The sequence below is a fragment of the Tepidiforma bonchosmolovskayae genome (assembly GCF_008838325.1).
In the GTDB taxonomy this organism is placed as follows: Bacteria; Chloroflexota; Dehalococcoidia; order Tepidiformales; family Tepidiformaceae; genus Tepidiforma; species Tepidiforma bonchosmolovskayae.
The window spans coordinates 724,410-746,569 of record NZ_CP042829.1; the positions used below are offsets into that span (position 1 = coordinate 724,410).

General features: G+C 72.2%; 21 protein-coding genes and 1 riboswitch. Of the genes, 15 read left to right on the plus strand and 6 right to left on the minus strand.

Annotation, left to right across the window (positions count from 1 at the left end):
• The first annotated feature begins 65 nt into the window (after positions 1–65).
• Entirely contained in the window at positions 66–983 is a 918-nt protein-coding gene (locus Tbon_RS03675) for an SDR family oxidoreductase (RefSeq protein ID WP_158066356.1), read from the plus strand.
• 88 nt (positions 984–1,071) lie between these two features.
• Here Tbon_RS03675 and Tbon_RS03680 read toward each other — a convergent pair whose 3' ends face one another.
• On the minus strand, positions 1,072–1,956 hold the full coding sequence (locus Tbon_RS03680; RefSeq protein WP_158066357.1) for a diguanylate cyclase domain-containing protein: 885 nt from the start codon (positions 1,954–1,956) through the stop codon (positions 1,072–1,074).
• 193 nt (positions 1,957–2,149) lie between these two features.
• Positions 2,150–2,244: riboswitch (TPP riboswitch) on the plus strand.
• 127 nt (positions 2,245–2,371) lie between these two features.
• On the opposite strand from Tbon_RS03680, the gene Tbon_RS03685 reads away from it, so the two are divergent.
• The 7 genes from Tbon_RS03685 to Tbon_RS03715 all read left to right on the plus strand — a co-directional run bounded on the left by Tbon_RS03685 (position 2,372) and on the right by Tbon_RS03715 (position 8,145).
• Positions 2,372–2,680, plus strand: coding sequence for a thiamine-binding protein (locus Tbon_RS03685; protein ID WP_158066358.1), 309 nt, complete (start codon positions 2,372–2,374; stop codon positions 2,678–2,680).
• A 5-nt stretch (positions 2,681–2,685) separates the two neighbouring features.
• The gene (locus tag Tbon_RS03690; protein ID WP_158068237.1) at positions 2,686–3,468 is read left to right on the plus strand and encodes an ABC transporter permease; all 783 of its coding nucleotides are present in this window, start codon (positions 2,686–2,688) and stop codon (positions 3,466–3,468) included.
• Positions 3,465–4,475 (plus strand): ABC transporter substrate-binding protein, encoded by a 1,011-nt coding sequence (locus Tbon_RS03695; RefSeq protein ID WP_158066359.1) that lies wholly within the window; start codon positions 3,465–3,467, stop codon positions 4,473–4,475. Before Tbon_RS03690 ends, Tbon_RS03695 begins: the two co-directional genes overlap by 4 nt.
• Positions 4,476–4,482: 7 nt before the next feature.
• On the plus strand, positions 4,483–5,292 hold the full coding sequence (locus tag Tbon_RS03700) for an ABC transporter ATP-binding protein (protein ID WP_158066360.1): 810 nt from the start codon (positions 4,483–4,485) through the stop codon (positions 5,290–5,292).
• A gap of 9 nt (positions 5,293–5,301) precedes the next feature.
• Positions 5,302–6,066, plus strand: coding sequence for an enoyl-CoA hydratase/isomerase family protein (locus Tbon_RS03705; RefSeq protein ID WP_158066361.1), 765 nt, complete (start codon positions 5,302–5,304; stop codon positions 6,064–6,066).
• Between the two features lie 2 nt (positions 6,067–6,068).
• Positions 6,069–7,262: a CaiB/BaiF CoA transferase family protein gene (locus Tbon_RS03710; protein WP_158066362.1), complete on the plus strand. Its 1,194-nt coding sequence runs from the start codon at positions 6,069–6,071 to the stop codon at positions 7,260–7,262.
• Positions 7,263–7,368: 106 nt separating this feature from the next.
• The gene (locus Tbon_RS03715) at positions 7,369–8,145 is read left to right on the plus strand and encodes a methyltransferase domain-containing protein (protein WP_158066363.1); all 777 of its coding nucleotides are present in this window, start codon (positions 7,369–7,371) and stop codon (positions 8,143–8,145) included.
• Positions 8,146–8,161: 16 nt separating this feature from the next.
• On the opposite strand, the gene Tbon_RS03720 is transcribed toward Tbon_RS03715, so the two are convergent.
• Positions 8,162–8,776: a zf-TFIIB domain-containing protein gene (locus Tbon_RS03720; protein ID WP_225734698.1), complete on the minus strand. Its 615-nt coding sequence runs from the start codon at positions 8,774–8,776 to the stop codon at positions 8,162–8,164.
• Positions 8,777–8,845: 69 nt separating this feature from the next.
• Here Tbon_RS03720 and Tbon_RS03725 point away from each other — a divergent pair, with 69 nt between their 5' ends.
• The 5 genes from Tbon_RS03725 to Tbon_RS03745 all read left to right on the plus strand — a co-directional run bounded on the left by Tbon_RS03725 (position 8,846) and on the right by Tbon_RS03745 (position 14,359).
• Positions 8,846–9,298: a Fur family transcriptional regulator gene (locus Tbon_RS03725; protein WP_158066365.1), complete on the plus strand. Its 453-nt coding sequence runs from the start codon at positions 8,846–8,848 to the stop codon at positions 9,296–9,298.
• Positions 9,282–10,733 carry an FAD-binding oxidoreductase gene (locus tag Tbon_RS03730; RefSeq protein ID WP_158066366.1) on the plus strand — a complete coding sequence of 484 codons (1,452 nt, stop codon included), beginning with the start codon at positions 9,282–9,284 and terminating at the stop codon, positions 10,731–10,733. The genes Tbon_RS03725 and Tbon_RS03730 overlap by 17 nt, the downstream gene beginning before the upstream one ends.
• On the plus strand, positions 10,726–11,895 hold the full coding sequence (locus tag Tbon_RS14340; protein ID WP_192498118.1) for an FAD-binding oxidoreductase: 1,170 nt from the start codon (positions 10,726–10,728) through the stop codon (positions 11,893–11,895). Before Tbon_RS03730 ends, Tbon_RS14340 begins: the two co-directional genes overlap by 8 nt.
• Positions 11,885–13,189, plus strand: coding sequence for a (Fe-S)-binding protein (locus tag Tbon_RS03740; protein ID WP_192498119.1), 1,305 nt, complete (start codon positions 11,885–11,887; stop codon positions 13,187–13,189). Before Tbon_RS14340 ends, Tbon_RS03740 begins: the two co-directional genes overlap by 11 nt.
• Positions 13,190–13,393: 204 nt before the next feature.
• Complete coding sequence (locus Tbon_RS03745) at positions 13,394–14,359, plus strand: GGDEF domain-containing protein (RefSeq protein ID WP_225734736.1); 966 nt, start codon at positions 13,394–13,396, stop codon at positions 14,357–14,359.
• A 7-nt stretch (positions 14,360–14,366) separates the two neighbouring features.
• Here the strand turns inward: Tbon_RS03745 and Tbon_RS03750 are convergent, their stop codons facing one another.
• Positions 14,367–15,470 (minus strand): DUF1786 domain-containing protein, encoded by a 1,104-nt coding sequence (locus Tbon_RS03750; protein ID WP_158066370.1) that lies wholly within the window; start codon positions 15,468–15,470, stop codon positions 14,367–14,369.
• An 88-nt stretch (positions 15,471–15,558) separates the two neighbouring features.
• Here Tbon_RS03750 and Tbon_RS03755 point away from each other — a divergent pair, with 88 nt between their 5' ends.
• Positions 15,559–16,878 (plus strand): phosphodiester glycosidase family protein, encoded by a 1,320-nt coding sequence (locus Tbon_RS03755; protein ID WP_192498120.1) that lies wholly within the window; start codon positions 15,559–15,561, stop codon positions 16,876–16,878.
• Here the strand turns inward: Tbon_RS03755 and Tbon_RS03760 are convergent.
• Together Tbon_RS03760 and Tbon_RS03765 are read right to left on the minus strand one after the other, a co-directional pair.
• A complete protein-coding gene (locus Tbon_RS03760) occupies positions 16,875–17,933 on the minus strand; it encodes a matrixin family metalloprotease (RefSeq protein WP_158066372.1) in 1,059 nt (352 codons plus the stop codon). The two genes, Tbon_RS03755 and Tbon_RS03760, sit on opposite strands and share 4 nt — an antisense overlap.
• 22 nt (positions 17,934–17,955) lie before the next feature.
• Positions 17,956–19,386: a matrixin family metalloprotease gene (locus Tbon_RS03765; RefSeq protein ID WP_158066373.1), complete on the minus strand. Its 1,431-nt coding sequence runs from the start codon at positions 19,384–19,386 to the stop codon at positions 17,956–17,958.
• A gap of 144 nt (positions 19,387–19,530) precedes the next feature.
• Here Tbon_RS03765 and ald point away from each other — a divergent pair, with 144 nt between their 5' ends.
• Positions 19,531–20,649 carry an alanine dehydrogenase gene (ald, locus tag Tbon_RS03770; protein ID WP_158066374.1) on the plus strand — a complete coding sequence of 373 codons (1,119 nt, stop codon included), beginning with the start codon at positions 19,531–19,533 and terminating at the stop codon, positions 20,647–20,649.
• Here ald and Tbon_RS03775 read toward each other — a convergent pair whose 3' ends face one another.
• Positions 20,650–22,059 (minus strand): MFS transporter, encoded by a 1,410-nt coding sequence (locus Tbon_RS03775; RefSeq protein ID WP_192498121.1) that lies wholly within the window; start codon positions 22,057–22,059, stop codon positions 20,650–20,652.
• Positions 22,060–22,160 lie beyond the last annotated feature (101 nt).

Consider the following 22,160-nt stretch of genomic DNA (forward strand, 5'->3'; position numbering starts at 1 on the left):
GGGCCGGGGCCGCCCCTGCTGACTGCCCTGGTGCCCGGAAACTTCGCATGGACTGAGAGGATTCGATGGCGATTTCGTTCGAGGGACAGGTGGCGGTTGTGACCGGCGCGGGCGCCGGGCTCGGCCGGGCGTACGCGCTGGACCTGGCGCGGCGCGGCGCGAAGGTCGTCGTGAACGACCTGGGCGGCGACCCGCACGGCCAGGGGGCCGATGCGGCGCCGGCGCGCAAGGTGTGCGATGAGATTATCGCGGCCGGCGGGACGGCGGTGCCGAACTTCGACAGCGTGGCGACCTACGAAGGCGGCTACAACATCGTCAAGACGGCGCTCGATAACTTCGGCCGGCTGGACATCGTGATCTGCAACGCGGGCATCCTGCGGGATGTGGCGTTCCACAACATGAGCGAGGACGACTGGGACAAGGTCTTCGCGGTGCATGTGAAGGGGACGTTCACGGTGCTGCGGCACGCGTGGCCGGTGTTCCGGCAGCAGGCATACGGCCGGGTAGTGCTGACGACGTCGTCGTCGGGCATCTACGGGCAGTTCGGCCAGGCGAACTACGGCGCCGCGAAGACGGCGATGCTCGGCCTGATGAACGTGCTGAAGCAGGAAGGCGCGAAGTACAACGTGATGGTGAACACGATTGCGCCGGTGGCCGGGACACGGCTGACGCAGACGGTGATGCCGCCGGAGCTGGTGGAGCGGCTGAAGCCGGAGTACGTGGTGCCGGCGGTGGTCTACATGGTCTCGAAGGAGTGCCAGGACACCGGGCTCATCATCGAAGCGGGGGCGGGGAACTTCAACCGGGCCGCGATCGTGAAGGGGCCAGGGATTCAGCCGGGCCTGGGCGAGCTGAAGGATGCCGAATGGGTCCAGGCGAACTGGGAGAAGATCTGCAGCCTGGAGGGCGCGGAGCCGATGTGGCGGACGGGCCAGACGCTGAAGGCGTACCTGGCGGAGAAGGCCGCGCAGAAGCAGGGCTAGCCGCGATTCTTCGCTGCAGCGCAGGCGAGGCGGGGGAGCCGAATCGGCTCCCCCGCGTTGTTGCCGGACCTGCGGTCTGCGATGGGGGTCAGCCGGCGTGGCGGCTGCGGGAGCGGGCTTCGCGGTAGGCGTCGGCGAACTCTTTGACCTCGCCCTCCGGGTAGTAGTCGCGGACGAGCTGCTGGCGCATGGCGCGGGGGTCGTGGGCGAGCGCGGAGCGGCGGGAGCGGGGCGGGCGGACGCTTTCGAGCAGGAGGTCGCCGCCGGCCTGGGAGAGGAACTCGAGCGGGCCCCGGAAGCGGGCTGCATCGTACTCGAGGGCGGTGACCTCGACGCCGACGTAGAGGGGAACCTTGAGGTGAGCGCTGGAGCGGACGGGCCGGTTGGAGACCGCGAGGGTGACGCGGTCGGCGTAGGCAAGGGCCTGGGTGCCGGTGCACTGGAGGAGGATGACGGCGAAGCGGGTCTCATCGAGCCGGGCGAGGAAATCGCTGGCGCGGGTGATGCGGGTGAGGGTTTCGGCGACGTGGAGGACGGCCTGGGCGGCGGTGCCGGGACCCCAGGCGGTGCGGATCTCGTCGTACTGGGCGATGCGGACGATGGCGAGGGTGATGGGGTGGCGGTAGCGCTCGGCGCGGGCGATGTCGCGGGCGAGGGTATCGATGAGCTGTTGCCGGTTGGGGAGGTGGGTTTCGGGGTCGACGAGGAAGCGGTGGGCGTCGGGGTCTTCGGCCTGGACGGAGGCGGTTGCGAGCGCCTGGAGGCCGCGGTAGGCGAAGGCGGCCAGGCCGGCGGTGGAGGTGATGAGGACGGCGCCGACGGTGCCGGAGAAGCGGAACGCCACGACGAGCTCGGCGGCGAGAAGCAGCAGCGCGAGGGCGACGGCTGCCCTGCGGGCTGCGGTGACGCGGAGCGGTTCGCCGGGAGGTGCGGCGAGCCGGGGGCGGATCCAGCGGCGCCAGGCGTGTTTCACGGAGGCCTTTCGTGCGCCATGACGGCAAGTAGTTGTCGGTTGGATTATCGACGGCGGACAGCCCGGCGGGGGTCGACAGGGGGTAACGCCGGGGAACGAACAGGTGACGGGTCGGGAACTGCGGTGTGAGCCCGGCGGTTGCGGGGCCCATCTGAACGGGCTAGGCTGTGACGGACAACCAAATAGCGCTGTTCGTGTTCGCTGGGGGTGCCCGGTCGCGGGCTGAGATCACACCCCTTGAACCTGACCACGTTCGGACGTGCGTAGGGAAAGCGAACGGAAACCGGGTAGTGCGCAGGGGCGCGCATGCACGGAGTCCGGCTTTCCCGGGCTCCGTTTCTTTTTGGCCGAGGGCCAGGGGCCGGAGCCGGGAGCGGGCACCCTTTCGGACCGGGCAGCGGAAAGGAGCCGCTGCATGATTGTCGAAATTGAGTGCCTGCCCCGTCCGTACGGGGAGCCCGGGGCGCCGTATTCGTTCGTCGAGGCTGCGATCCGCGTCATCCAGGAGTCGGGCCTGAAGTACGAGGTCTCGGCGCTGGGAACGACGTTCGAGGGAGAGCCGGAGGAGGCCTGGCGGGTGGCGCGCGAGGCACACGAGGCGTGCCTTGCCGCGGGCGCCGAGAGCGTGCTGACCATCGTGAAGTTTTCGCAGAGCCGGATGCCGAATCCGCCGACGATGGAGTCGCTGACGGCGAAGTTCCGGCAGGACGGCGGCGCAGCGTGAGGGCGATGCAGGCGGGCCGGCGGCTGCTGGCGGCGTACGGGCCCTCGGCGGTCCTGCTGGCGCTGCTGGTGGCGGGGTGGGAGGCGTGGGTGCGGGTCTTCGACACCCGGCCGTACATCCTGCCGGCGCCGTCGCGCATCTGGGACGGCTTCTGGGGGACGAAAGAGCTGCTGCCGGACCACATCCGGACGACGCTAGCCGAGGCGGTGCTGGGGCTGGCGTTCGGGGCCGGCGCGGGCGTGGCGATCGCGGTGCTGGTAGCGGGCATCCCGCTGGTGCGGCGGGTGCTGATGCCGCTGCTGGTGGTCTCGCAGACGATCCCGATGGTGGTGCTGGCGCCGCTGCTGATCGTGTGGTTCGGGTTCGGCATGACGCCGAAGGTGGTGGTTGTGGCGCTGTGGGGGTTTTTCCCGGTGGCGGTGGCGACAGCCGACGGGCTGATGCACGCGGACCGGGAGATGGTCGGGCTGGTGCGGGCGATGGGTGCGAACCGGCTGCAGGTGCTGCGGCACATCGCGGTGCCCGCGGCGCTGCCGGCGTTCTTTTCGGGGCTGAAGATCGCGGCCGCGTACGCCGTCGGCGGGGCGGTCGTCGGCGAATGGATTGGGGCGAGCTCCGGGCTGGGGCTCTACATCACCCGGGCGCAGACGTCGTTCCGGGTGGACCGGGTGTTCGTCGCGGTGGTGCTGATCGCGCTGCTGAGCATGCTGCTGTTCGCAGCGGTGCATGTGCTGGCGCGGCTGGCAACGCCGTGGATGTACGTCAAAACAGAGGAGGAGACGACATGAAACGCTGGATTTTGGGAGCAGCGGCGCTGGCCGCTGCGCTGCTGGCCGGGGCGGTGCTGACTGCCTGCGGCGGGGACGACGATGACGGGGGCGGCAAGCTCACACCCGTCACGTTCATGCTGAACTGGACGCCGAACACCTACCACAGCGGGGTGTACATCGCCCTCGACCGGGGCTGGTACCGGGATGCAGGGCTCGACGTCAAGACTATCGAGCCGGCGGCCGGCGGAACGGCGCAGGTGCTCGCTGCGGGGAAGGCCGACTTCGGCGTGATGGCGCAGGAGGAGATCATCCCGGCGCGGGCAGAAGGGGTGCCGGTGGTGGCGCTGGCTGCGCTCATCCAGCACAACGACTCGTCGCTGTACTTCCTGAAGAGCGAGGGGATCACGCGGCCGCGCGACCTTGAAGGGAAGACCTACGGGGGCTTCGGCGGGGTGCTGGAGCGCCAGCTGATCTCGGAGCTGGTGAAATGCGACGGCGGCGACCCGTCGAAGGTGAAGTTCGTCGAAGTGGGGAACGTGGACTACCTGGCGGGGATGGAGTCGAACCGGTTCGACTTCGTCTGGGTGTTCGAGTTCTGGGATGTGCTGCGGGCACGGGAAGTTGAGAAGAAAGACGTCGGCAGCCTGAAGTTCATCGACTACACGAACTGCATCCCGGACTGGTATACGCCGCTCATCGTGACCAGCGAGCAGATGATCAAGGAGAAGCCGGACGTCGTGCGGAAGTTCATGGAGGCGACGGTCCGCGGCTACGAAGTGGCGATGAAGGACCCGCAGGCGGCGGCGGACGCGATCATGAAGGGCGCGCCGGAATCGGACCGGAAGCTGCTCGAGGTGAGCGCAAAGTACCTCTCGACGCGGTATGTCGACCCGGGCCGGCCGTGGGGGCTGCAGGATCGTGAGGTGTGGGTGACGTTCACCCAGTACCTGCGGCGAGCGGGGCTCATCGACAAAGAGATCGATGTCGATGCGGCCTTCACCAACGAGTTCCTGCCAAAGCGATAATCGGGCGATGAGAAGGCCGGCGATCCGGGTCGAGGGGCTGACGCACACCTTTCGCCAGAAAGGGCGGGACGTGCAGGCGATCGACCGCCTCGACCTGGAGGTCGGCGAGGGAGAGTTTGTTGCGCTGGTGGGGCCGAGCGGCTGCGGCAAGAGCACGCTCCTGCGGGTGCTGGCCGGGCTGCTCGCTCCCACCGGCGGCATCGCCGAGGTGGGCGGCGTTTCGTCGATTGGGCGGCCGGGACTGGTGGCGTTCATGCCGCAGAAGGACCTGCTGCTGCCGTGGCGGCGCGCGCTGGGGAACGCTGCGCTCGGGCTGGAGATCCGGGGAGTTCCCCGGAAAGAGGCGCAGGCGCGGGCGCGGGCGCTGTTCGGGGTGTTCGGGCTGGAGGGGTTCGAGCAGGCGTGGCCGGCGCAGATGAGCGGCGGCATGCGGCAGCGGCTGGCGCTGTTGCGGACGTTCCTTGTGCCGTCGCCGGTGCTGCTGCTGGACGAGCCGTTCGGGGCGCTGGACGCGATCACGCGGCGGGGGATGCACGCGTGGCTGCAGGGGGTGCTGGCGCTTGAGCCGCGGACGGTGCTGCTGGTGACGCACGACGTGGAGGAGGCGCTCGTGCTGGCGGACCGGGTGGTGGTGATGTCGCCGCGGCCGGGCCGGGTACTCGCCGAAGTGCCGGCGCCGTTCGCGCGGCCGCGGGAGCCGGGGATCGTGACGGGGCCGGCGTTTACGGCGGCGAAGGCGGAGGTGCTGGCCGCGCTGGGCGACGGGCGGGAGCTCCTGGGCCTGCCGGGGGAGGAACAGACGGCGCACGGGGCGTAGGATGTGCCCATGCCCGTCCGCACCGAACGCCGCGACCGCACGTTCCTGATCACGCTCGACCGGCCGGAGGCGATGAACAGCATCGACCCGGAGATGTACCGCCAGCTCGGCCAGGCATGGGACCGGTTCGAGCAGGACGATGAGCTGCTGGTGGCGGTGGTGACGGGGGCGGGGGAGAAGGCGTTCTGCGCGGGGCGCGACCTCGTGAAGAGCGTCGAGGACGAGGCGAACGACTGGAGCCAGCAGCGGGGAGGCCGGCTGACGCCGGAGGGCATCTGGAAGCCGGTGATTGCGGCGATCAACGGACACTGCCTCGCGGCGGGACTGGCGCTGGCGCTGGGGTGCGATGTGCGGGTGGCCAGCCCGAATGCGACCTTCGGGACGATGGCTGCGAAGCGGGGGATTGTGGCCGGGGGCGGCCAAACGCAGCGGCTGGCGCGGTACATCCCGTTCGGGATTGCGATGGAGATGATCCTGTTCGCGGAGCGGATCAGCGCGGAGGATGCGCTGCGGTACGGGCTGGTGAACCGGGTGGTGCCGCAGGGCGACCTGCTGCCGTTCGCGATGGACTGGGCGGCGAAGCTGTGCGAGAACGCGCCGCTGGCGGTGCAGGCGATGAAACGGGCAGCCTACGAGGGTGCGTGGGAGCTGCCGTTCCGCGAGGGGATGCGGCTCGAGGCGCGGCTCTACGCGGAGATCATGCAGACGCGGGATGCTGCCGAAGGCGGCCGGGCGTTCGCGGAGAAGCGGCCGCCGCGGTTCGAGGGCCGGTAGCGATGCGGGGGCCGCTCGAAGGCATCCGGGTGCTCGACTTTACGTGGGCGCTGGCGGGGCCGTTCGCGACGATGCAGCTGGCGGACCTCGGCGCCGAGGTGGTGAAGGTGGAACACCCTGGCACGCACGAGAAGGAGCGGGGGTTCGGGCCGTACTACCAGGGGATTTCGACGTTCTTCTTCAGCCCGAACCGGGGCAAGAAGGGGATCGCCATCGACCTGAAGACGGAGGAGGGGAAGGAGCTGGTGCGGCGGCTGGCGGCGGAGGCCGACGTGCTGACGGAGAACTACCGGCCGGGGACGATGGACCGGCTGGGGCTTGGGTACGAAGCGCTGCGGCAGGTGAACCCGCGGCTCATCTACGCGGCGCTGAGCGGGTTCGGCCAGACGGGTCCCTACAGCTCGATGGCGGCGGTGGATGCGGTGGCGCAGGCGATGGGCGGGACGATGAGCCTGAACGGTTACAGGGAGGGACCGCCGCTGCGGGTGGGGGTGAGCATCGGCGATATGGTCGGCGGGCTGTACCTTGCGCTCGGCATCCTTGCAGCGCTGCGGGCACGGGAGATTACGGGAGAGGGGCAGCTGCTGGACGTGGCGCTGATGGAGGCGCAGATGGCGCTCTGCGAGAACGCGATCGTGCGGCACTCGGCGTTCGGCGAGAACCCGACGCGGCAAGGGAGCCGCCACCCGCTGCTGGCGCCGTTCGGTCCGTTCGAGACGAAGGACGGCTGGATCGTGATCGCCAACGTGAAGGAGTGGGAGCTGTTCTGCGCGATCATCGGCCGGGACGACATGGCGGTGGACGAGCGGTTCCTGACGAACCGGGCACGGCTGGAGCACGTGGACGCGCTGGAGGCCGAGCTGACGCGGACGCTGAAGGAGAAGACGACGGATGAGTGGTTCGCGATCATCGAGCCGGCGAACGTGTGCGCGGTGGGGAAGGTGAACACGATTGCGGACCTGTTCGATGACCCGCACGTGGCGGCGCGCGGGATGCTGGTGGACATCCCGATGCCGTACGGCCTCCCGGGAACGCTGAAGCTGCCGAACTCGCCGATTCATCTTTCGAAGACGCCGCCGGTGGTCGGCAGGCCGATGCCGGAGCACGGCGGCGACACCGACGATGTGCTGGGGCGGTGGCTCGGGCTCTCGGCGGAGGAGGTCGGGGCGCTGCGGGCGGCGGGCGTCGTGAAGTAGGCCGACGGGGTAGACTGAAGGGTGCGTCCCGGGCCCAACGGCCCGTTCGGGAGTCGCGGGGCGCGACGGCAGAGCGGCAAGGGCACATCGGCAGCGAGGAGTGCCCATGTCTGCGGACTGGAACCCGGACCAGTACGAACGATTCCGCAACGAGCGGAGTCAGCCGTTCTTCGACCTGCTGGAGCTGGTGCAGCCGGCCCCCGGCGGCCGGGCTGTCGACCTCGGGTGCGGCACGGGTGAGCTGACGCGGGTGCTCCACGAGCGGCTCGGTGCGGCGGAGACGCTGGGCATCGACAGCTCGCCGGCGATGCTGGAGCGGGCCGCGCAGTTCGCCGGCGGGGGACTCCGGTTCGAGCTGGCGGACATTGCGACGTTCACGGCGGAGCGGCCGTTCGACGTCGTGTTTTCGAACGCGGCGCTGCAGTGGCTGCCGGACCACGAGTCGCTCATTCCGCGGGTAGCCGAGCTCGTGGCGCCGGGAGGGCAGCTCGCGTTCCAGGTGCCGGCGAACGCGGACCACCCATCGCACACCATCGCCCACGCGGTGGCCCGGGAGGAGCCGTTCGCGACGGCGCTGGGCGGGTACGTGCGCGACTGGCCGGTGCTGCCGCTGGAGCGGTACGCGGAGCTGCTGGACGGGCTGGGGTTCGAGCACGTGCATGTGCGGCTGCAGGTGTATGTGCACCGGCTGGCATCGAGCGACGAGGTGGTGGAGTGGGTGCGGGGGACGCTGCTGACGGACTACGAGCGGCGGCTGGGGCCGGAGCTGTACGCGAGGTACCTCGAGCGGTACCGGAAGCGGCTGCTGGCGGACATCGGCGAGCGGGCGCCGTACGTGTATACGTTCAAGCGGGTGCTGGCAGCCGGGCGCCGGCCGGGGTGAGGCGGCGGGCCGGCAGTTAGAAGAACCGCCGGATGCGGAGGTGGGGTGCGAGGAGCAGCATGGCGACGTCGAGGACGACCTGCCACGCCGGGGCTGGCGCAGTTTCGGATGCGGCGACGGCGTCGGGCGAGCCGGCCGGGCGCGGCGACAGGGCGTAGACGTCGGCGAGCTCGCCGGTATCGAACCAGGTCGAGCGGCAGGCGGGGCAGCGCTCGAGGACGGTGCCGGCGGCGGGGATGTGCTCCATCGGGGCGGTGCAGGCGGGGCAGGGGCGGGCCGGGTGGGCTGCGGGTGCCGGGCCGCGCGGGGCGGGACCGGCAACGGCGACCGCGGGCGGGACGGCATCGGGCGGGATGCCGGCCGCGACGACAGCGTCGGGCACCCAGGCGCCCCAGCAGGTTTCGCAGACGTGGATGGGTGCCAGAGAACCGCCGCCGGGCCGGCGGTACGAGGCGAGCGGCGGCCGCGCCGGGCAGGCCGGGCAGTGGAAGGCGCCTGGGGGCGTGGCGGCGCGGGGCGCGGAGCTGAGGGCAGCGAACACCTCATCGGCGTCGCGCTCCCAGCGGCCGGCAGCGGCGCGCTGGCGGGCGGCGCGGAGCCAGGCGGCATCGAGCTCTTCGAGGGAGGTCATGCCTGAAAGTTCGACCGGCAGGAGGTTGCCCGGCAGGCGCATCGGGGCCGGCGGACGTAGACTTCGTTCGTGAGCTGCGACAGTGAGATTGCGGAGACGCTCCGGCGGGCGGGCTTTCGGCTGACGCCCCAGCGGCTGGTGATCGTGCGGGCGCTGCGCCATGGAGGGCGGCACATGAGCGCGGCCGAGATTGCGGAGGAGGTGCACCGGGAGCATCCCTTCGTGGACCTGAGCACGGTGTACCGGACGCTGGACGCTTTGAGGCGGATGCGGCTGGTGACCTCGACGGACATGGGGTCGGGTGATGTGCTGTTCGAGTGGTCGCCGGAGGAGCCGCACCACCACCTGATCTGCTCGGTGTGCGGGCACGTGGACGAGATCGGGCCGGAATACTTCCGGCCGCTGGAGGAGCGGCTGCTGGCGGAGCTGGGCTTCGCGGCGGACATGCACCACTTTGCGGTGTTCGGGCTGTGCCGGGAGTGCAGGGCCTCGGCCGAGGCGAGCGATGACGACGAGGCGTGAGCTGATCGCGGCGCTCCGGCGGGCGGTCGGCGAGGACGCCGTGGTTTGGCGGCCGGAGGAGCTGGCGACCTACGAATTCGACGGGACGGTCGAGCGGTCGGTGCCGCATGCGGTCGCGCTGCCGGCGACGGCTGCAGAGGTGCAGGCGGTGGTTCGGGCCTGCCTGGAGCTCGGCGTACCGGTGACGCCGCGGGGCGCGGGGACAGGGCTGAGCGGGGGATCGGTGCCGGCAAAGCGGGGCGTGGTGGTCTCGACGGCGCGGATGCGGCGCATCCTGGAGATTGACCCGGTTGACCGGGTGGCGGTGGTGGAGCCGGGCGTCGCGAACCTGGAGCTTTCGCGGCAGGCAGCGAAGTACGGGCTGTTCTACGCGCCGGACCCGAGTTCGCAGGCGGCCTGCACGATCGGGGGAAATGTGGCGGAGAACGCGGGCGGGCCGCACTGCCTTGCGCTCGGAGTGACGCAGAACTTCGTGCTGGGGCTGGAGGTGGTGACGGCGGCGGGGGAGCTGCGCTGGCTGGGCGGCCGGGCGCCGGACCCGTTCGGGTTCGACCTGCGGGGAGCGTTTATCGGGAGCGAGGGGACGCTCGGCATTGCGACGAAGGTGATTGTGCGGCTGCTGCCGGTGCCGCCGGCGGTGGTGACGCTGCTGGCGGCGTTCCCGACGGTGGCGCAGGCGTGCGAGGCGGTTTCGAGCATCATCGCGCGGGGGATCATCCCGTCGGCGATGGAGATGATGGACCGGCTGTGCATCGAGGCGGTGGAGGCCGGGTTCCGGGTGGGGTATCCGCCGGGGGCCGGCGCGGTGCTGCTGGTGGAGCTGGACGGGCTGCAGGGGCAGGTGGAAGCGGAGGCGGGCCGGGTGCGGGCGGAGTGCCTCGAGCACGGCGCATCGGAGGTGCGGACAGCGCAGAGCGAGGAGGAGCGGGCGCTCCTGTGGCGGGGGCGGAAGGGGGCGATCCCGGCGCTGGGCCGGCTGGCGCCGAACTACTACATCGTCGACGGGGTGGTGCCGCGCTCGCGGCTGGCGGCGGTGATGGAGCGGGTGGGCGAGATTTCGGCGCAGTCGGGGCTGCGGATTGCGAACGTCTTCCACGCGGGCGACGGGAACCTGCATCCGCTGATTTTGTTCGATGAGCGGGAACCAGGAGCGGCGGCGCGGGTGCTGGAGACGGCGGCGGCGATCATGCGGGTATGCGTTGAGGAAGGGGGCACGCTGAGCGGCGAGCACGGCATCGGGGCGGAGAAGCGGGAGTTCATGCCGTGGCTATTCGGCGCGGCGGACCTGGAGAACATGGCGCGGCTCCGGCAGGTCTTCGGGGCAGACGCGGGGCTGTTCAACCCGTGCAAGGTGTTCCCGGGCGGGACGGGCTGCGGCGAGATGGCGCGTCACGACCGCGCGGTCCGGGCGGCGGGGCCGGATGCGTATGTCTGAGGCGATGGTGCTCGTGGCGGGCGCAGCGCCCTCGAGCATCGAGCGGCCGGCGAGCCTTGCGGAGCTGGCGGCGCTGGTTCGGGGTGCGCGGGAGTCACTGGTGCCGGTCGGCGGCGGGACGCTGCTGGAGATCGGCTATCCGCCGGCGGAGCCGTTCCGGGCGGTGGAGCTTGGGGAGGCGCTGCGCGGCGAGGTGCGGCACGAGCCGGACGACCTGACCGCCGTGGTGCCGGCGGGGCTGACGATCGCCGAGGTGAACGGCGTGCTCCGGGAGCGCGGGCAGGAGCTGAAGCTTGACCCGCCGCTGCCCGCGCGGGCGACGGTGGGCGGGACGCTGGCTGCGGCGATGGCCGGCCCCCAGCGGAGCGGCTTCGGGGCGCCGCGCGACCAGGTACTGGGGATGGCGGTGCTGCGCGGCGACGGGGAGCTGGTCCGCGCCGGGGGCCGGGTGGTGAAGAACGTGGCGGGGTACGACCTGGTGCGGCTGTGGTGCGGGTCGTTCGGCTGCCTGGGGGTGATTACCGAGGCGGCGCTGCGCACGTGGCCGGTGCGGGAAGCGTTGGAGGCCGAGTGGGAGGTGGGGTCGCTCGCGACGGGGCTGGAGCTGGTGCGGCGGGTGACGGCGGCAGGTGCGCGGCCCGAGGTGGCGGACGTGGTGGAGGAGGGCGGCCGGACGGTGCTGGCGCTGCGCCTGGCGCCGGAGGCCATGCCGGCGGTGCTGGGCGTGCTCGGCGGGCGGGAGGCCCGGCCATGGGCGCCGGGCAGGGCGGAGCAGATGCGGGACGCGGGCTTCCGGGAGGAGGACGTGGTCAGCGTGCGGGCGGCGGCGCCGTGGTCGCTGCTCGAGCCGGCGGCGGACGGGCTGCGGCGCGGCCGGCCGGGGCTGCTGATCGTGCGGCCGCTGGCGGGGATGGTGCGGGCGGTGGCGGGACGGCGCGAGGGCGCGGCCTCGCGGGAGCTGCGCGGCGTGGTCGAAGCGGTGCGGCGGCTGCTGGCGCCGGCGGGGGGTCACGTGGTCGTCGAGCGGATGCCTCCGCGCTACCGGGAGGACGTCGACCCGTGGGGCGACGCGCCGGAGAGCTTCGACCTGTTTGCGCGGGCGAAGCGGGCGTTCGACCCGGAGGGCCGGTGGAACCGGGGGAGGTTCATCGGTGGGCTCTGAGCGCGGCGGGACGGAAGGACGGGTGAGCCGCTGGCCGAAGCCGGAGGATGCGCCGGCGGCGGAGGACCTGGCGCGGTGCGTGCACTGCGGGCTCTGTCTGACGGCCTGCCCGACCTACCTGGTGACCGGGCTGGAGGCGGAGTCGCCCCGGGGGCGGATTCAGCTGGCGAAGCTGGTGGAGGAAGGACGCGCGGAGCTGAACGCGGCCGTGCAGGGGCACTGGTCACGCTGCCTGCAGTGCAGGGCGTGCGAGGCGGTCTGCCCGAGCGGGGTGCCGTACGGACGGATCCAGGAGCACGCGCGGGCGCAGGTGCAGGCGGCGCCGCCATCGGGGCGGGCCTGGCTGCGGCTGCGGCGGTTCGTGCTGCGGCAGGTGGTGGCCCGGCCGCGCGTGCTGGCCGCGGCGACGGCGCCGGTGCGCTGGTTCGCGGGCTGGCGGCTCCGCGGGGCGGCGGAGCGCGCCCTCCCGGGGAGGCTGCGGGAGCTGGCCCGCCAGCTGCCGGCGAACCAGGGCGCACCGTTCCGGGGTGTGCGCGAGGGGGGCAGGGTCGCGGAGGGGGAGCCGGTGCAGCTGTTCACGGGGTGCGTGATGCGGGAGCTCTTCGGGGAGGTTCACCGGGCCACGGTGCGGGTGCTGGAGCGGGCGGGAGCGCGGGTCGAGGCGACGGAGGCGCAGCGGTGCTGCGGAGCGCTCCACGCCCACGAGGGGGACCTGGCGTTTGCCCGGCGGCTGGCGAAGGCGAACATCGCGGCCTTCGAGCGGACAGAGGGCGCGGTCGTAGTGAATTCGGCGGGCTGCGGCGCGGCGCTGAAGGAGTATCCCCAGCTGCTCGCCGGCGAGCCGGAGTGGCGGGAGCGGGCGGCGGCGTTCGCGGCGCGCGTACGGGACCTCTCGGAGTGGCTTGCCGGGCGGGGAAGGCTGCCGGATGGCCGGCTGGCAGCGCGGGTCGCGTACCAGGACGCCTGTCACCTGGCGCATGTGCAGGGCATCCGGAAGGAGCCGCGGGCGCTCCTGCGGGCGCTGGCCGGGTGCGAGCTGGTGGAGACGGAGGGCGCGGACACGTGCTGCGGGGCAGCGGGGCTGTACGGGGTGGTCGAGCCCGGGATGTCGCGGGAGCTGCGGCGGCGGAAGGCGGCGGCCTTCGCGGCAGCGCGGCCGGATGCGGTGGTGACGGCGAATCCCGGGTGCCACCTGCAGTACCTCGGCGCGGTACGGGAGGCGGGCTTGAGGGCGGAGGTGCTCCACCTGACGGAGGCGCTGGACCGGGCGTGGAACGCGGGCGACGGGCGCTGACGGGAAGGGAAGATTATCGGATCGAAACGGACGAGGTTGGAGGGGGTGTTCCCGTGGCGTCACGCAAGCGCCACTCACCTGCCGGGCTGCGGCGGCCGAACTAGCGGGTAGAAGGTGAAACGGGAAGAGCATCGCTCCGGCAGGTCCGAACGAGCGCTCCCCGGGGTGCCCGCCGAGGAGCGGGCGCGACAGGATTTGCACGTGATGGCGCTGCAGGGCACCATCGCGGCCTTCTTCGTCGCCGGGGAGCTGCTGGGATGGTTCGGCGACCACTCGGCCGCAAGCCGGGCAGCGGTCGCATGGATTGCGGCGTACCACATTTTCCGGGTGGTGTACGTGGTGCGGCGGCGTGCGTCGCACCGGCCGGTGCGGGCGATCGAGGCGCTCATTCCGCTGCTGGATGTGAGCTGCATCTCTTCGGGATGGATCTTGCTGGGGAATCCGCTTTCGCCGTTCTGGGCGGCCTACCTGTACGCGCTGGTGGGCTACGCGCGGCGGATGCACGGCTGGGAGTTCGCGCGGACGGCGGTGTTCATCCTGGCGAACCTCGCCGTGGCGCAGGGGGTCACCGCGTGGCGGGCCGGCGGCGCACCGGTGAACCCGGACCAGGCGACGATGCTGGTCATCGCGGCGACGATGGCGTCGCTGGCGCACAAGGTCGGGGCCGGATGGCGGGAAGCGGAGCGGCAGGCGCGGGTGCTGGCGGAGACGGACCCGCTGACCGGCCTGCCGAACCGCCGGCACTTCCTGAGCCAGCTCGAACTGCGCGCGGATGCGGAGCTCGGGTATGCCGTGCTGATGATGGACATCGACGACTTCAAGCGGCTGAACGACGAGCACGGGCACCTGCACGGCGACGCGGTGCTGGCGCGGGTGGCGCGGGTCCTGCGGGCGAACATCCGCGAGGGGGACCTGCTGGCGCGGTACGGCGGCGAGGAGTTCGTGGTGGCGATGCCAGGCGCGGACCTGGCACAGGCGCTCCAGGTCGCGGAGCGGCTGCGGGCGGCAGTGGAGCGGGACACGCCCTCGTCGATTTCGGTGGGGTGCGCGGTGCGGGCGCCGGGCGAAACGCTTGACGACGTGCTGCGGCGGGCGGATGACCTGCTGCTGTTCGCGAAGCGGACGGGGAAGAACGTGGTGCGCTGGGAGCCGACGCGGCGCTCGGCGTGAGGGAGCGTCAGGCGGCGAGGGGGCCGAGGCGGGCTTCGACGGCGTCGCGGGCCCAGGGGTGAACCTCGGCGAAGGCACGGAGGAGGCCGAAGCAGCCGCCGATCATCATGTCGCCGAAGGGGGCCGCGAAGAGCGGGCGCAGGGCGGAGCCTGCGAGGCGGCCGCGCTGGGGGCCGGTGACGGCGACGACCGGCGGCAGGCCGGGCCGGACGAGGCTGCGGTCAATGTGGAGCGCGCCATGGCCTTTCGTGGAGAAGACCTCATCGTTGGTGAGTTCGCCGGACGCGAGGCGGCGGGTGAACGTTTCGACCTGTTCGCCGGTGACTTCGCCGGTGTGGTGTTCGAAGAGGCTGGCGATGGTCCGCCCGCGGAGGTGGAAGCCGAGGAGGTGCATGTTGCCGAGATTGAGGACGAGGCATTCGCCGGAGGCCGCGACACGCTCATCGTGGAGGGCGCCGAGCGCGGCTGCGGGGCCGGTATCCATAAAGGCTGCAGGGGCCTCGCGGGCGGCCGCAGCAACGATGGCCCGGGCGCGCGTGAGGTAGGGCGGGAGGGCCTCGGGCGCAGTCGCAAAGGCGAGAAGGTCGTTGCGGGCGCGGACGGTGCGGGCGAGGTGGTCGAAGCGGAAGATGCGGTCGGAGGTGCCGGGCGGCGCCTCGCCGTGGTCGAGGCAGGCGACGGCGATACCGTCGAAGTCGCCGGGGACTTCGAAGGCGGCGAGTGCGGTACGGATGGCGTGGAGGTCAAGGTCGCGGAGGATGACGCGGTCGGCGTCGAGGCGGGCGGCTTCGTCGTCGCTGACGATGGCGACGCCGAGCTGCCGGACGCGGTCGAGGTCGTCGTCGAAGGTGCGGGCGGCATCGGGGGTGGCGAAGGCGGGGAGGCCGGCACGGAGGTGGTCTTCGAGGGCCCAGGCGCAGGGGCCGCCGCCGGCGATGGTCCCGGTGATGAGGAGCGGGCGGCCAGCAGCGGTTGCGCGGCGGATGCGGGACGCAGCGATGGCGGTGGGGGAGGGCAGGACCATCTTGGGGGAGTTTTCGATGGGGCCGCTGCTGTCGAAGAGGAGGATGTCCTGGGTGCCGGTGCCAACGTCGATCGCGAGGATGCGCATAGGGACAGTGTAGAGCGGCGCGGGAACCTTTGGGCCGGCTGGCGCGTTGTCGATTGCAGCGATGGAGACGCGTGCTAGACTCGCGGCCGTGCTCGGGGGGATTCCGTTCCGGCGGCAGACCGAGGGAGACGGCGCCATGGCGGCGGCGGAGGGAGCCGCCGGGGAGGCGGCTGCCGCCGGGCCTGGAGAAGCGGCCCCGCGCCGCCGGCTGACGTGGAGACGGGCGGCCGCCGGGCTGGCGGTGCTGCTGCTGGCGGCGGGCGGCCTGGCCTATTCGCAGAAGGAGCGGATCGCGCCGCAGGTTGCGGACACGCTGCGGGCGACGATCGGCGACGAGCGGACGGCGCGGGTGGAGAGCTGGTTCTTCGCCATCGAGGACCGGGTGCAGAAGGCGCGCTACCGGCTGCTCGGCGCGGAGACGAACCCGTTCGCGACGGAGGAGGTGCGGGTTTCGTATGTGGAGCGGACGCCTCCGCGAACGGTCGTGGTGTGGGCCGGGACGCGGGGGGTCGACCGGGGAGCGAACCCGGACGCGTTCCTGCCGGTGCCGATGACGTTCCCCCCGACGAAGCAGCTGCGTTCGAACCCGGAGCCGGGCGAGGGGACCTGGTCGACGGCCGGCCTGCCGCGGACGACGCCTTCGGACCCGCTGATGGCGAAGACGTTCTTCCGGCCGGACCCGTCGCGGCCGTACGCGCTGGTCGGGGTGCTGCTGGTGGATGCGCGGCGGGTGCGGCTGCACCTGGTGGCGGGGACGGTGGACCCGGGCGGGAGCCGGGGGGTAAAGGGGCCGGGGACAATCCCGGCGGAGGACGTGCCACGGCTGGTGGCGGCGTGGAACGGCGGGTTCAAGGGCGACCACGGGAACTTCGGCATGGTGGCGCACGGGAAGGAGTTCCAGCGGCTGCGGAACGGGCTGGCCACGGTGTGCACGAAGAAGGACGGGACGTTCGTGATGGGCGAGTACGGGCGCGACCTGACCTGGGACCCGGAGCGGATGGAGGCGTGCCGGCAGAACGCGGTGCTGCTGGTCGACCGGGGCGAGGTAAGCAGGCGGACGGCCGAGGGGAACGACACCTGGGGGTACGTGCAGGTGAACTCGTCGGAATTCATCACGTGGCGGTCGGGGATTGGGGTGACGAAGGACGGGAACCTGCTGGTGGCGGCGGGGAATTCGCTGAGCGCGGAGACGCTGGCGAAGGCGCTCTGGGCGGCGGGGGCGGAGTACGCGATGCAGCTCGACATCAACAGCCCCTACGTGCTGACGTCGCTCTTCTTCCCGCAGCCGGACGGCTCGGTGAAGCCGGAGCGGTTCATGGAGGCGATGCCGGATGCGCCGGGGCGGTTCCTGCGGACGCAGGAGCGGGACTTCATGTACCTGGTGCTGGACGAAGCGCGGTATCGCTAGGACGGGGCGATATCGGCGGCGCAGGCGCCGGAGGCGAGGAGCCACACGGGGACTTCGGACGGGAAGACGGCGAGCGTGCGGAGCTGGGCAGGGAGTTCCGGGGCCCAGCGGAGCCAGGCCGCGCCATCGAAGGCGTAGGCGGCGACGAGGCAGGGGAGGCGGGCGGCGAGGTCGGCGGGCGGTACCGGCGGCGCGACGAGGAGGTTCCAGCCGGGTTCGAGGGCGACACGGCGGGCGGAGCCGGACGGCGGCGGTTCGGCAGGATAGAGGGCGCGGAGGCCGGCCCGGTCGTCGGGGGCGAGGACGCGGTTGGTGCCGGTGTACTGGAAGTACATGACGGCGGCGACCTCGTCCGGGGTGCAGGGGCCCCAGGGCGCGGGGCAGGAGTGGTCGAGGCCGGCCATGTGGCCGAGTTCGTGGAGGATGACGGTGCGCCAGTCGAGGACGGTATCGAGGCCGAGTTCGGCGAGGGCGTTGGGGTTGCTGTTGAGAAGGATGTCGACCTCGCGGGCCTCCTCCTTGCTGGTAAGGCCGAGGACGCAGCCGCGGTCGCAGGGGAGGTGGGCCCAGGAGATGACGTTTTCGCCGTCGGGGCCGGCGTCGAGGATGGAAGCGGTGCGGTCGGTGATGCCGGCGTAGCGGAAGGCGAAGCGGGAGCCTTCGACGGATGACCAGGCGCGGAGGCCGGCGATGACGGCCTGGGGGCCGACGACGGAGGGGGCACCGGCGGGGTTGTAGGCGACGGGCACGGGCAGTTCGGCGTCGGACCAGGCCCAGCCCCAGGGGCGCCAGGCGGCGGAAACGCCCGGCGCAGCGGGGACGACCGGCAGGGCGCGGAGAGCGGCCGCGACGGCGCGTTCGGCATCGGCGGGGGTGAGGGCCGCGACGAGGAAGTCGAGCCGGGCGCGGGCACCGCCGGGGCGTTCGATGAGGAGCGTCCAGGGGATGGCGGCCGGAGTTTCGGCGCCTGCGGAGCCGGGCTGGCCGCGCCCGCCGGCCGGGAGGAGGGCGGCGAGGGCGAGCGCGGCCAGGAGGATGCGACCGGGTCGGGTCACGGGCGGCTCCGCGGGCGGGCGGCTACGGTTCGACGCTTATGGTGGCCGGCGCGGCGGCGAGGAACCAGTAGACGCGGCCGTTCTGGAGGAGCGGGATGGTGTTCAGGTAGGCTGGTGCGCCGGCGACGTACCGCTTCCACTGGCCGGTGAAGGGGTCGTACTCGTAGACCGCGCGGATGGCGGGGAGGCCGGCAAGGGCGACAGCGGGCGGGGCGTCGTTTCCGGGCCAGGTGAGGAGGTTGGCGCCGGGAAGCACGGGGAGGGACGGCCGCGGCGTGGGCGAGGCCGAGGGGCGCGGGGGCGGAGTCCGGGTCGGCGTGGCCGTGGGCGGGGAGGTCGGTGTGGGGGTGGGCCAGGCCGGCGGCGTGGGGGTCGCGGTCGGCGGCATGGTGGGCGGCGGGGTGGGCGTGGAGCCGCCGGCGGGCGGGGTCCAGGTGGGCGTTGGGGTGCTTGTGGGCGTGCGGGTCGGCGTGGGGGTGTTCGTCGGTGTGCCGGTCAGGGTCGGCGACGGGGACGGGCTGGCCGAGGGCGTGGCGGTCGGGGTCGGCGACGGCGTCCACGTGGGGGTGGGCGTGGGGGTAGAGCCGCCGCCCTGCTGCCCGTAGATGGCATAGAGGCCGTCGCGGTCGTCCTGGGTGAGGGTGCGCTTGATGGCCCCGGAGGGGTAGCTGGCGTACATGACGGCGGAGAAGTCGGACGAATGATTGAGGCCGAGCGCGTGGCCGAATTCGTGCAGGGCGACGCTCTGGAGATCGACCGTGGCAGGGGAGCCGGTGGTCCAGTTCCAGTCGGGGTCGAACTGCATGTCGAATTCGATGGCGGCGCGGTACGGGCTGCCGGTGCTGGAGTACCAGGAGCAGGTGACGGCGAGGACGGAGCCGCCCTGGGGTGCCCAGCCGACGGTGTTCTGGCCATCGAGGCCGCCGCTGGAGCCGCCGCAGGCGCCGGTCCCGGCGGTGGTGGTTCCGCCGCCGGTGAAGGCGAAACTGGCGCCGGCCATCGACCAGGTCTGGGCGGCGGCCTGCATGGCAGACTGGGCCTGGGCGGCGACGCCGGCGTACGCCCCGGCTCCGTTATAGGCCCAGGAAGCGGTGCCCGAGGTCCATTTGAAGCCGCTGGTGACGTAGGCGGCGGAGGCAGAGCCGGGCGGGATTTCGTAGGCGCCGGGGAAGCGGGCGATCATCTCGCGGCGGGCGTTGTCTGCGGCTTCGGCGAAGTTTCCGGAGCCGTCGTCGTACATGAAGAAGGCGATTTTGACGATGTACCACTCGCCGCCGTGGGGGACGAGGAACACGGTCTCGACATCGCGGAAGCGCGGTTCGGTTTCGGCGACGGCGCCCGTCGAGCCGAAGAGCACAGCGGCGGCCATGCCCCAGGCGCAGGCTGCGAGGGCGAGCAGGCCGACGAGGGACCGCCAGGCGGTGCGTGAGCGGGGACGGTGAGGGGCGTGCACGGTGGTGCCTCCGGCGCCGAAGGGTTCGCCATGGGCATCGGCAAGCGCGGCCGCTCCGCGGAGTGGCGGGAGGGTTGGGGAAACCCTGAATTCGGCGTGACGGATGCGTAACGTGGCAGGATATGGGCGCTGGAGGTGTCCGGAATGCGTGTCGGAACGGTTCGCGAACGGAAAGACGGCGAGCTGCGGGTGGGCCTGACGCCGGAAGGGGCGCACGCGCTGGTGCTGCACGGGCACGAGGTGCTGGTGGAGAGCGGCGCGGGGGCAGGCTCGGGACACAGCGACGCGGCGTACATCGCCTCGGGGGCGCGGGTGGTGCCGACGGCGGAGGAGGTGTGGGGCACGTGCGACCTGATCGTGAAAGTGAAGGAGCCGGTTCCGGAGGAGTACCGCTTCCTGCGGCCGGGGCTGACGCTGTTCACGTACCTGCACCTGGCGGCGGACCGGACGCTCACGGAGCGGTTGGCGGCATCGGGCGCGACGGCGATTGCGTACGAGCTGGTGCGGAAGGCGGACGGGAGCCTGCCGCTGCTGGCGCCGATGTCGCAGGTGGCGGGGCGGATGGCCGCAGAGATCGGCGCGCACCTGCTGAAGCACCCGGGACCCGGCCGGGGGAAGCTGCTGGGCGGCGTGGCGGGCGTGCCGCCGGGACGGGTGGTGATTCTCGGGTCGGGGCAGGTGGCGACGGCGGCGGCGCGGGTGATGATGGGGCTCGAAGCGCGGGTGATGGTGATGTCGCGCGACCTCTCGCGGCTGGCGTACCTGCAGGAGAACTTCGGCGGGCGGATCGGGACGCGGGTCTCGTCGCCGCAGGCGGTGGCGGAGGAGCTGGCCGGGGCCGACCTGGCGATCCTTGCGGTGCTGGTTCCGGGACACGCAGCGCCGAAGGTCGTGACCCGGCCGATGGTGCGGTCGATGGGAGAGGGCGCCGTGCTGGTGGACGTGTCGATCGACCAGGGCGGGGCCTCAGAGACGAGCCGGCCGACCTCGCACAGTGCGCCGACGTACGTGGAGGAGGGGGTGGTGCACTACTGCGTGACGAATATGCCGGGGGCGGTGCCGCAGACCAGCACGCAGGCGCTGACGAGCGCGACGCTGCCGTACGTGGAGGCGCTGGCGAACTACGGTGTGGAGGGTGCGCTGGCGCGGGACCGCGCGCTGGCGGAGGCGCTGAGTACGTACCGGGGGGCGCTGATTGCGGGGCCGGTGGCGGAGGATTTCGGGATGGAGGCGGTGCCGAACCCGTTCCTCGGGGAGCGGTAGTCAGCGGGCGCCGGCCGCCTCGGCGGCGCGGCGCTGGTAATCGGCGAGGAAGGCGGCCATGGTGCGCTGGGCGTCTTCGGCGCAGGTGCGGCTGGCCTGGTAGGCGAGCCAGGCGCCGAAGGCCATGACGACGGTGGTAGCGGAGAGCATGGCCCAGCGGAGGGCTTCGCCTTCGGCCATGCCGGCGGAGGACTGGAGGAGCTCGGAGATGGCGCCGACGATGAGCGGCGCAGCGGCAGCGCCGAAGACGGCGAGGGCGAGGCCGAAGGCGGAGAAGGCCTGCGAGCGGACGCGCGGCGGGGAGACGGCGGCGACGATGGAGATGAGGCCGGGCGTGCCGAGGGAGGCGATGAACGCTCCGAACGAGAGGAAGAGGAGGCACAGGGCGGCGTTCGGCATGAGGAAGGCGAGCGTCCAGGTGATGGTGAGGATGATGGTGGCGACGACGCCGATACGGCCGAGGTAGCGGAAGCCGCGGGCGACGTTGCGGTCGGCGAAGGGGCCGCCGTACCAGGTGCCGACGAAGGCGGCGAGGGCGAGCGCGGCGAGGGCGCCGCCTGCGCCGGTGGTGGAGAAGCCGAACTCGCGTTCGAAGAGGGCGGGAATCCAGAAGACGACGCCGAAGAGGGAAAATCCGAACGCGGCGTTCGTGAAGATGAGGAGGCGGAGGGAGCGGATGCGGAAGATGGTGTCGAGGCTCTGGCGGAAGCCGAGCTTATCGGGCGGGTCCTGGAGGAAGGCGGCGAAGAGGGGGTCCTGTTTTGCGGCGACGAGGAGGTCGGCCTCGCCGCGGCGGGGTTCGCGGAGGCGGAGGGCGTAGATGCCGAGGAGGAGGCCGGGGACGGCTGCAGCGGCAAAGCCCCAGCGCCAGCCGAGGGCTGCGACGATGGCGCCGCCGAGGATGGCCCCGAGCACCTGGCCGAGGGGGTTGGCCGAGCGGTGGTAGCCGAGGGCGCGGCCGCGGACGCTGACCGGGTAGTAGTCGGAGAGGAGGCTGGCATGGGTGGGGACGATGGTGCCCTGGCCGAAGCCGAGGAGGGCGCGGGTGAGGAAGAGCTGGACGAAGTTCTGGGAGACGGAGGCGAGGAGCCCGGCGCCGCCCCAGACGATGGCGCCGCCGGAGAGGATGCTGACGCGGCGCCAGCGGTCGGCCCAGTTACCGGCGGGCAGGGAGATGACACCGGTGATGAAGACGACGGCAAGGGGGAGGAGGCCGACGGCCCAGTCGGCGAGGTCGAAGTCGCGGCGGATATCCTCCATGGCGACGGCGAGGACGGCCCGGTCGAGCTCGTCGACGGCGTTAAGGACGAAGAGCACGACGAGGGGGGCGAGGCCGAAGTCGCGCAGGCGGGGACGGGCGCCCAGGGGCGGGTCTGCGGGGGGCGTGGAGGAGGGTGCGTTCGCGGCCACGGAGCGCCTCGGCGGGGTAGGTGGGGCGGAACGGGGCGAACCCGATTCGTGAATTTTGCGACATTCGTGATCTTGGAGCGAACCTCGACGTTCAGATAAGG

Coding starts and splice junctions, on each gene's coding strand:
- Tbon_RS03715 (WP_158066363.1), top strand. CDS start 7,369: ATGTCTGCGGACTGGAACCCGGACCAGTACGAACGATTCCGCAACGAG.
- Tbon_RS03710 (WP_158066362.1), top strand. CDS start 6,069: ATGCGGGGGCCGCTCGAAGGCATCCGGGTGCTCGACTTTACGTGGGCG.
- Tbon_RS03690 (WP_158068237.1), top strand. CDS start 2,686: ATGCAGGCGGGCCGGCGGCTGCTGGCGGCGTACGGGCCCTCGGCGGTC.
- Tbon_RS03700 (WP_158066360.1), top strand. CDS start 4,483: ATGAGAAGGCCGGCGATCCGGGTCGAGGGGCTGACGCACACCTTTCGC.
- Tbon_RS03685 (WP_158066358.1), top strand. CDS start 2,372: ATGATTGTCGAAATTGAGTGCCTGCCCCGTCCGTACGGGGAGCCCGGG.
- Tbon_RS14340 (WP_192498118.1), top strand. CDS start 10,726: ATGTCTGAGGCGATGGTGCTCGTGGCGGGCGCAGCGCCCTCGAGCATC.
- ald (WP_158066374.1), top strand. CDS start 19,531: ATGCGTGTCGGAACGGTTCGCGAACGGAAAGACGGCGAGCTGCGGGTG.
- Tbon_RS03730 (WP_158066366.1), top strand. CDS start 9,282: ATGACGACGAGGCGTGAGCTGATCGCGGCGCTCCGGCGGGCGGTCGGC.
- Tbon_RS03695 (WP_158066359.1), top strand. CDS start 3,465: ATGAAACGCTGGATTTTGGGAGCAGCGGCGCTGGCCGCTGCGCTGCTG.
- Tbon_RS03750 (WP_158066370.1), bottom strand. CDS start 15,470: ATGCGCATCCTCGCGATCGACGTTGGCACCGGCACCCAGGACATCCTC.
- Tbon_RS03705 (WP_158066361.1), top strand. CDS start 5,302: ATGCCCGTCCGCACCGAACGCCGCGACCGCACGTTCCTGATCACGCTC.
- Tbon_RS03720 (WP_225734698.1), bottom strand. CDS start 8,776: ATGACCTCCCTCGAAGAGCTCGATGCCGCCTGGCTCCGCGCCGCCCGC.
- Tbon_RS03745 (WP_225734736.1), top strand. CDS start 13,394: ATGGCGCTGCAGGGCACCATCGCGGCCTTCTTCGTCGCCGGGGAGCTG.
- Tbon_RS03675 (WP_158066356.1), top strand. CDS start 66: ATGGCGATTTCGTTCGAGGGACAGGTGGCGGTTGTGACCGGCGCGGGC.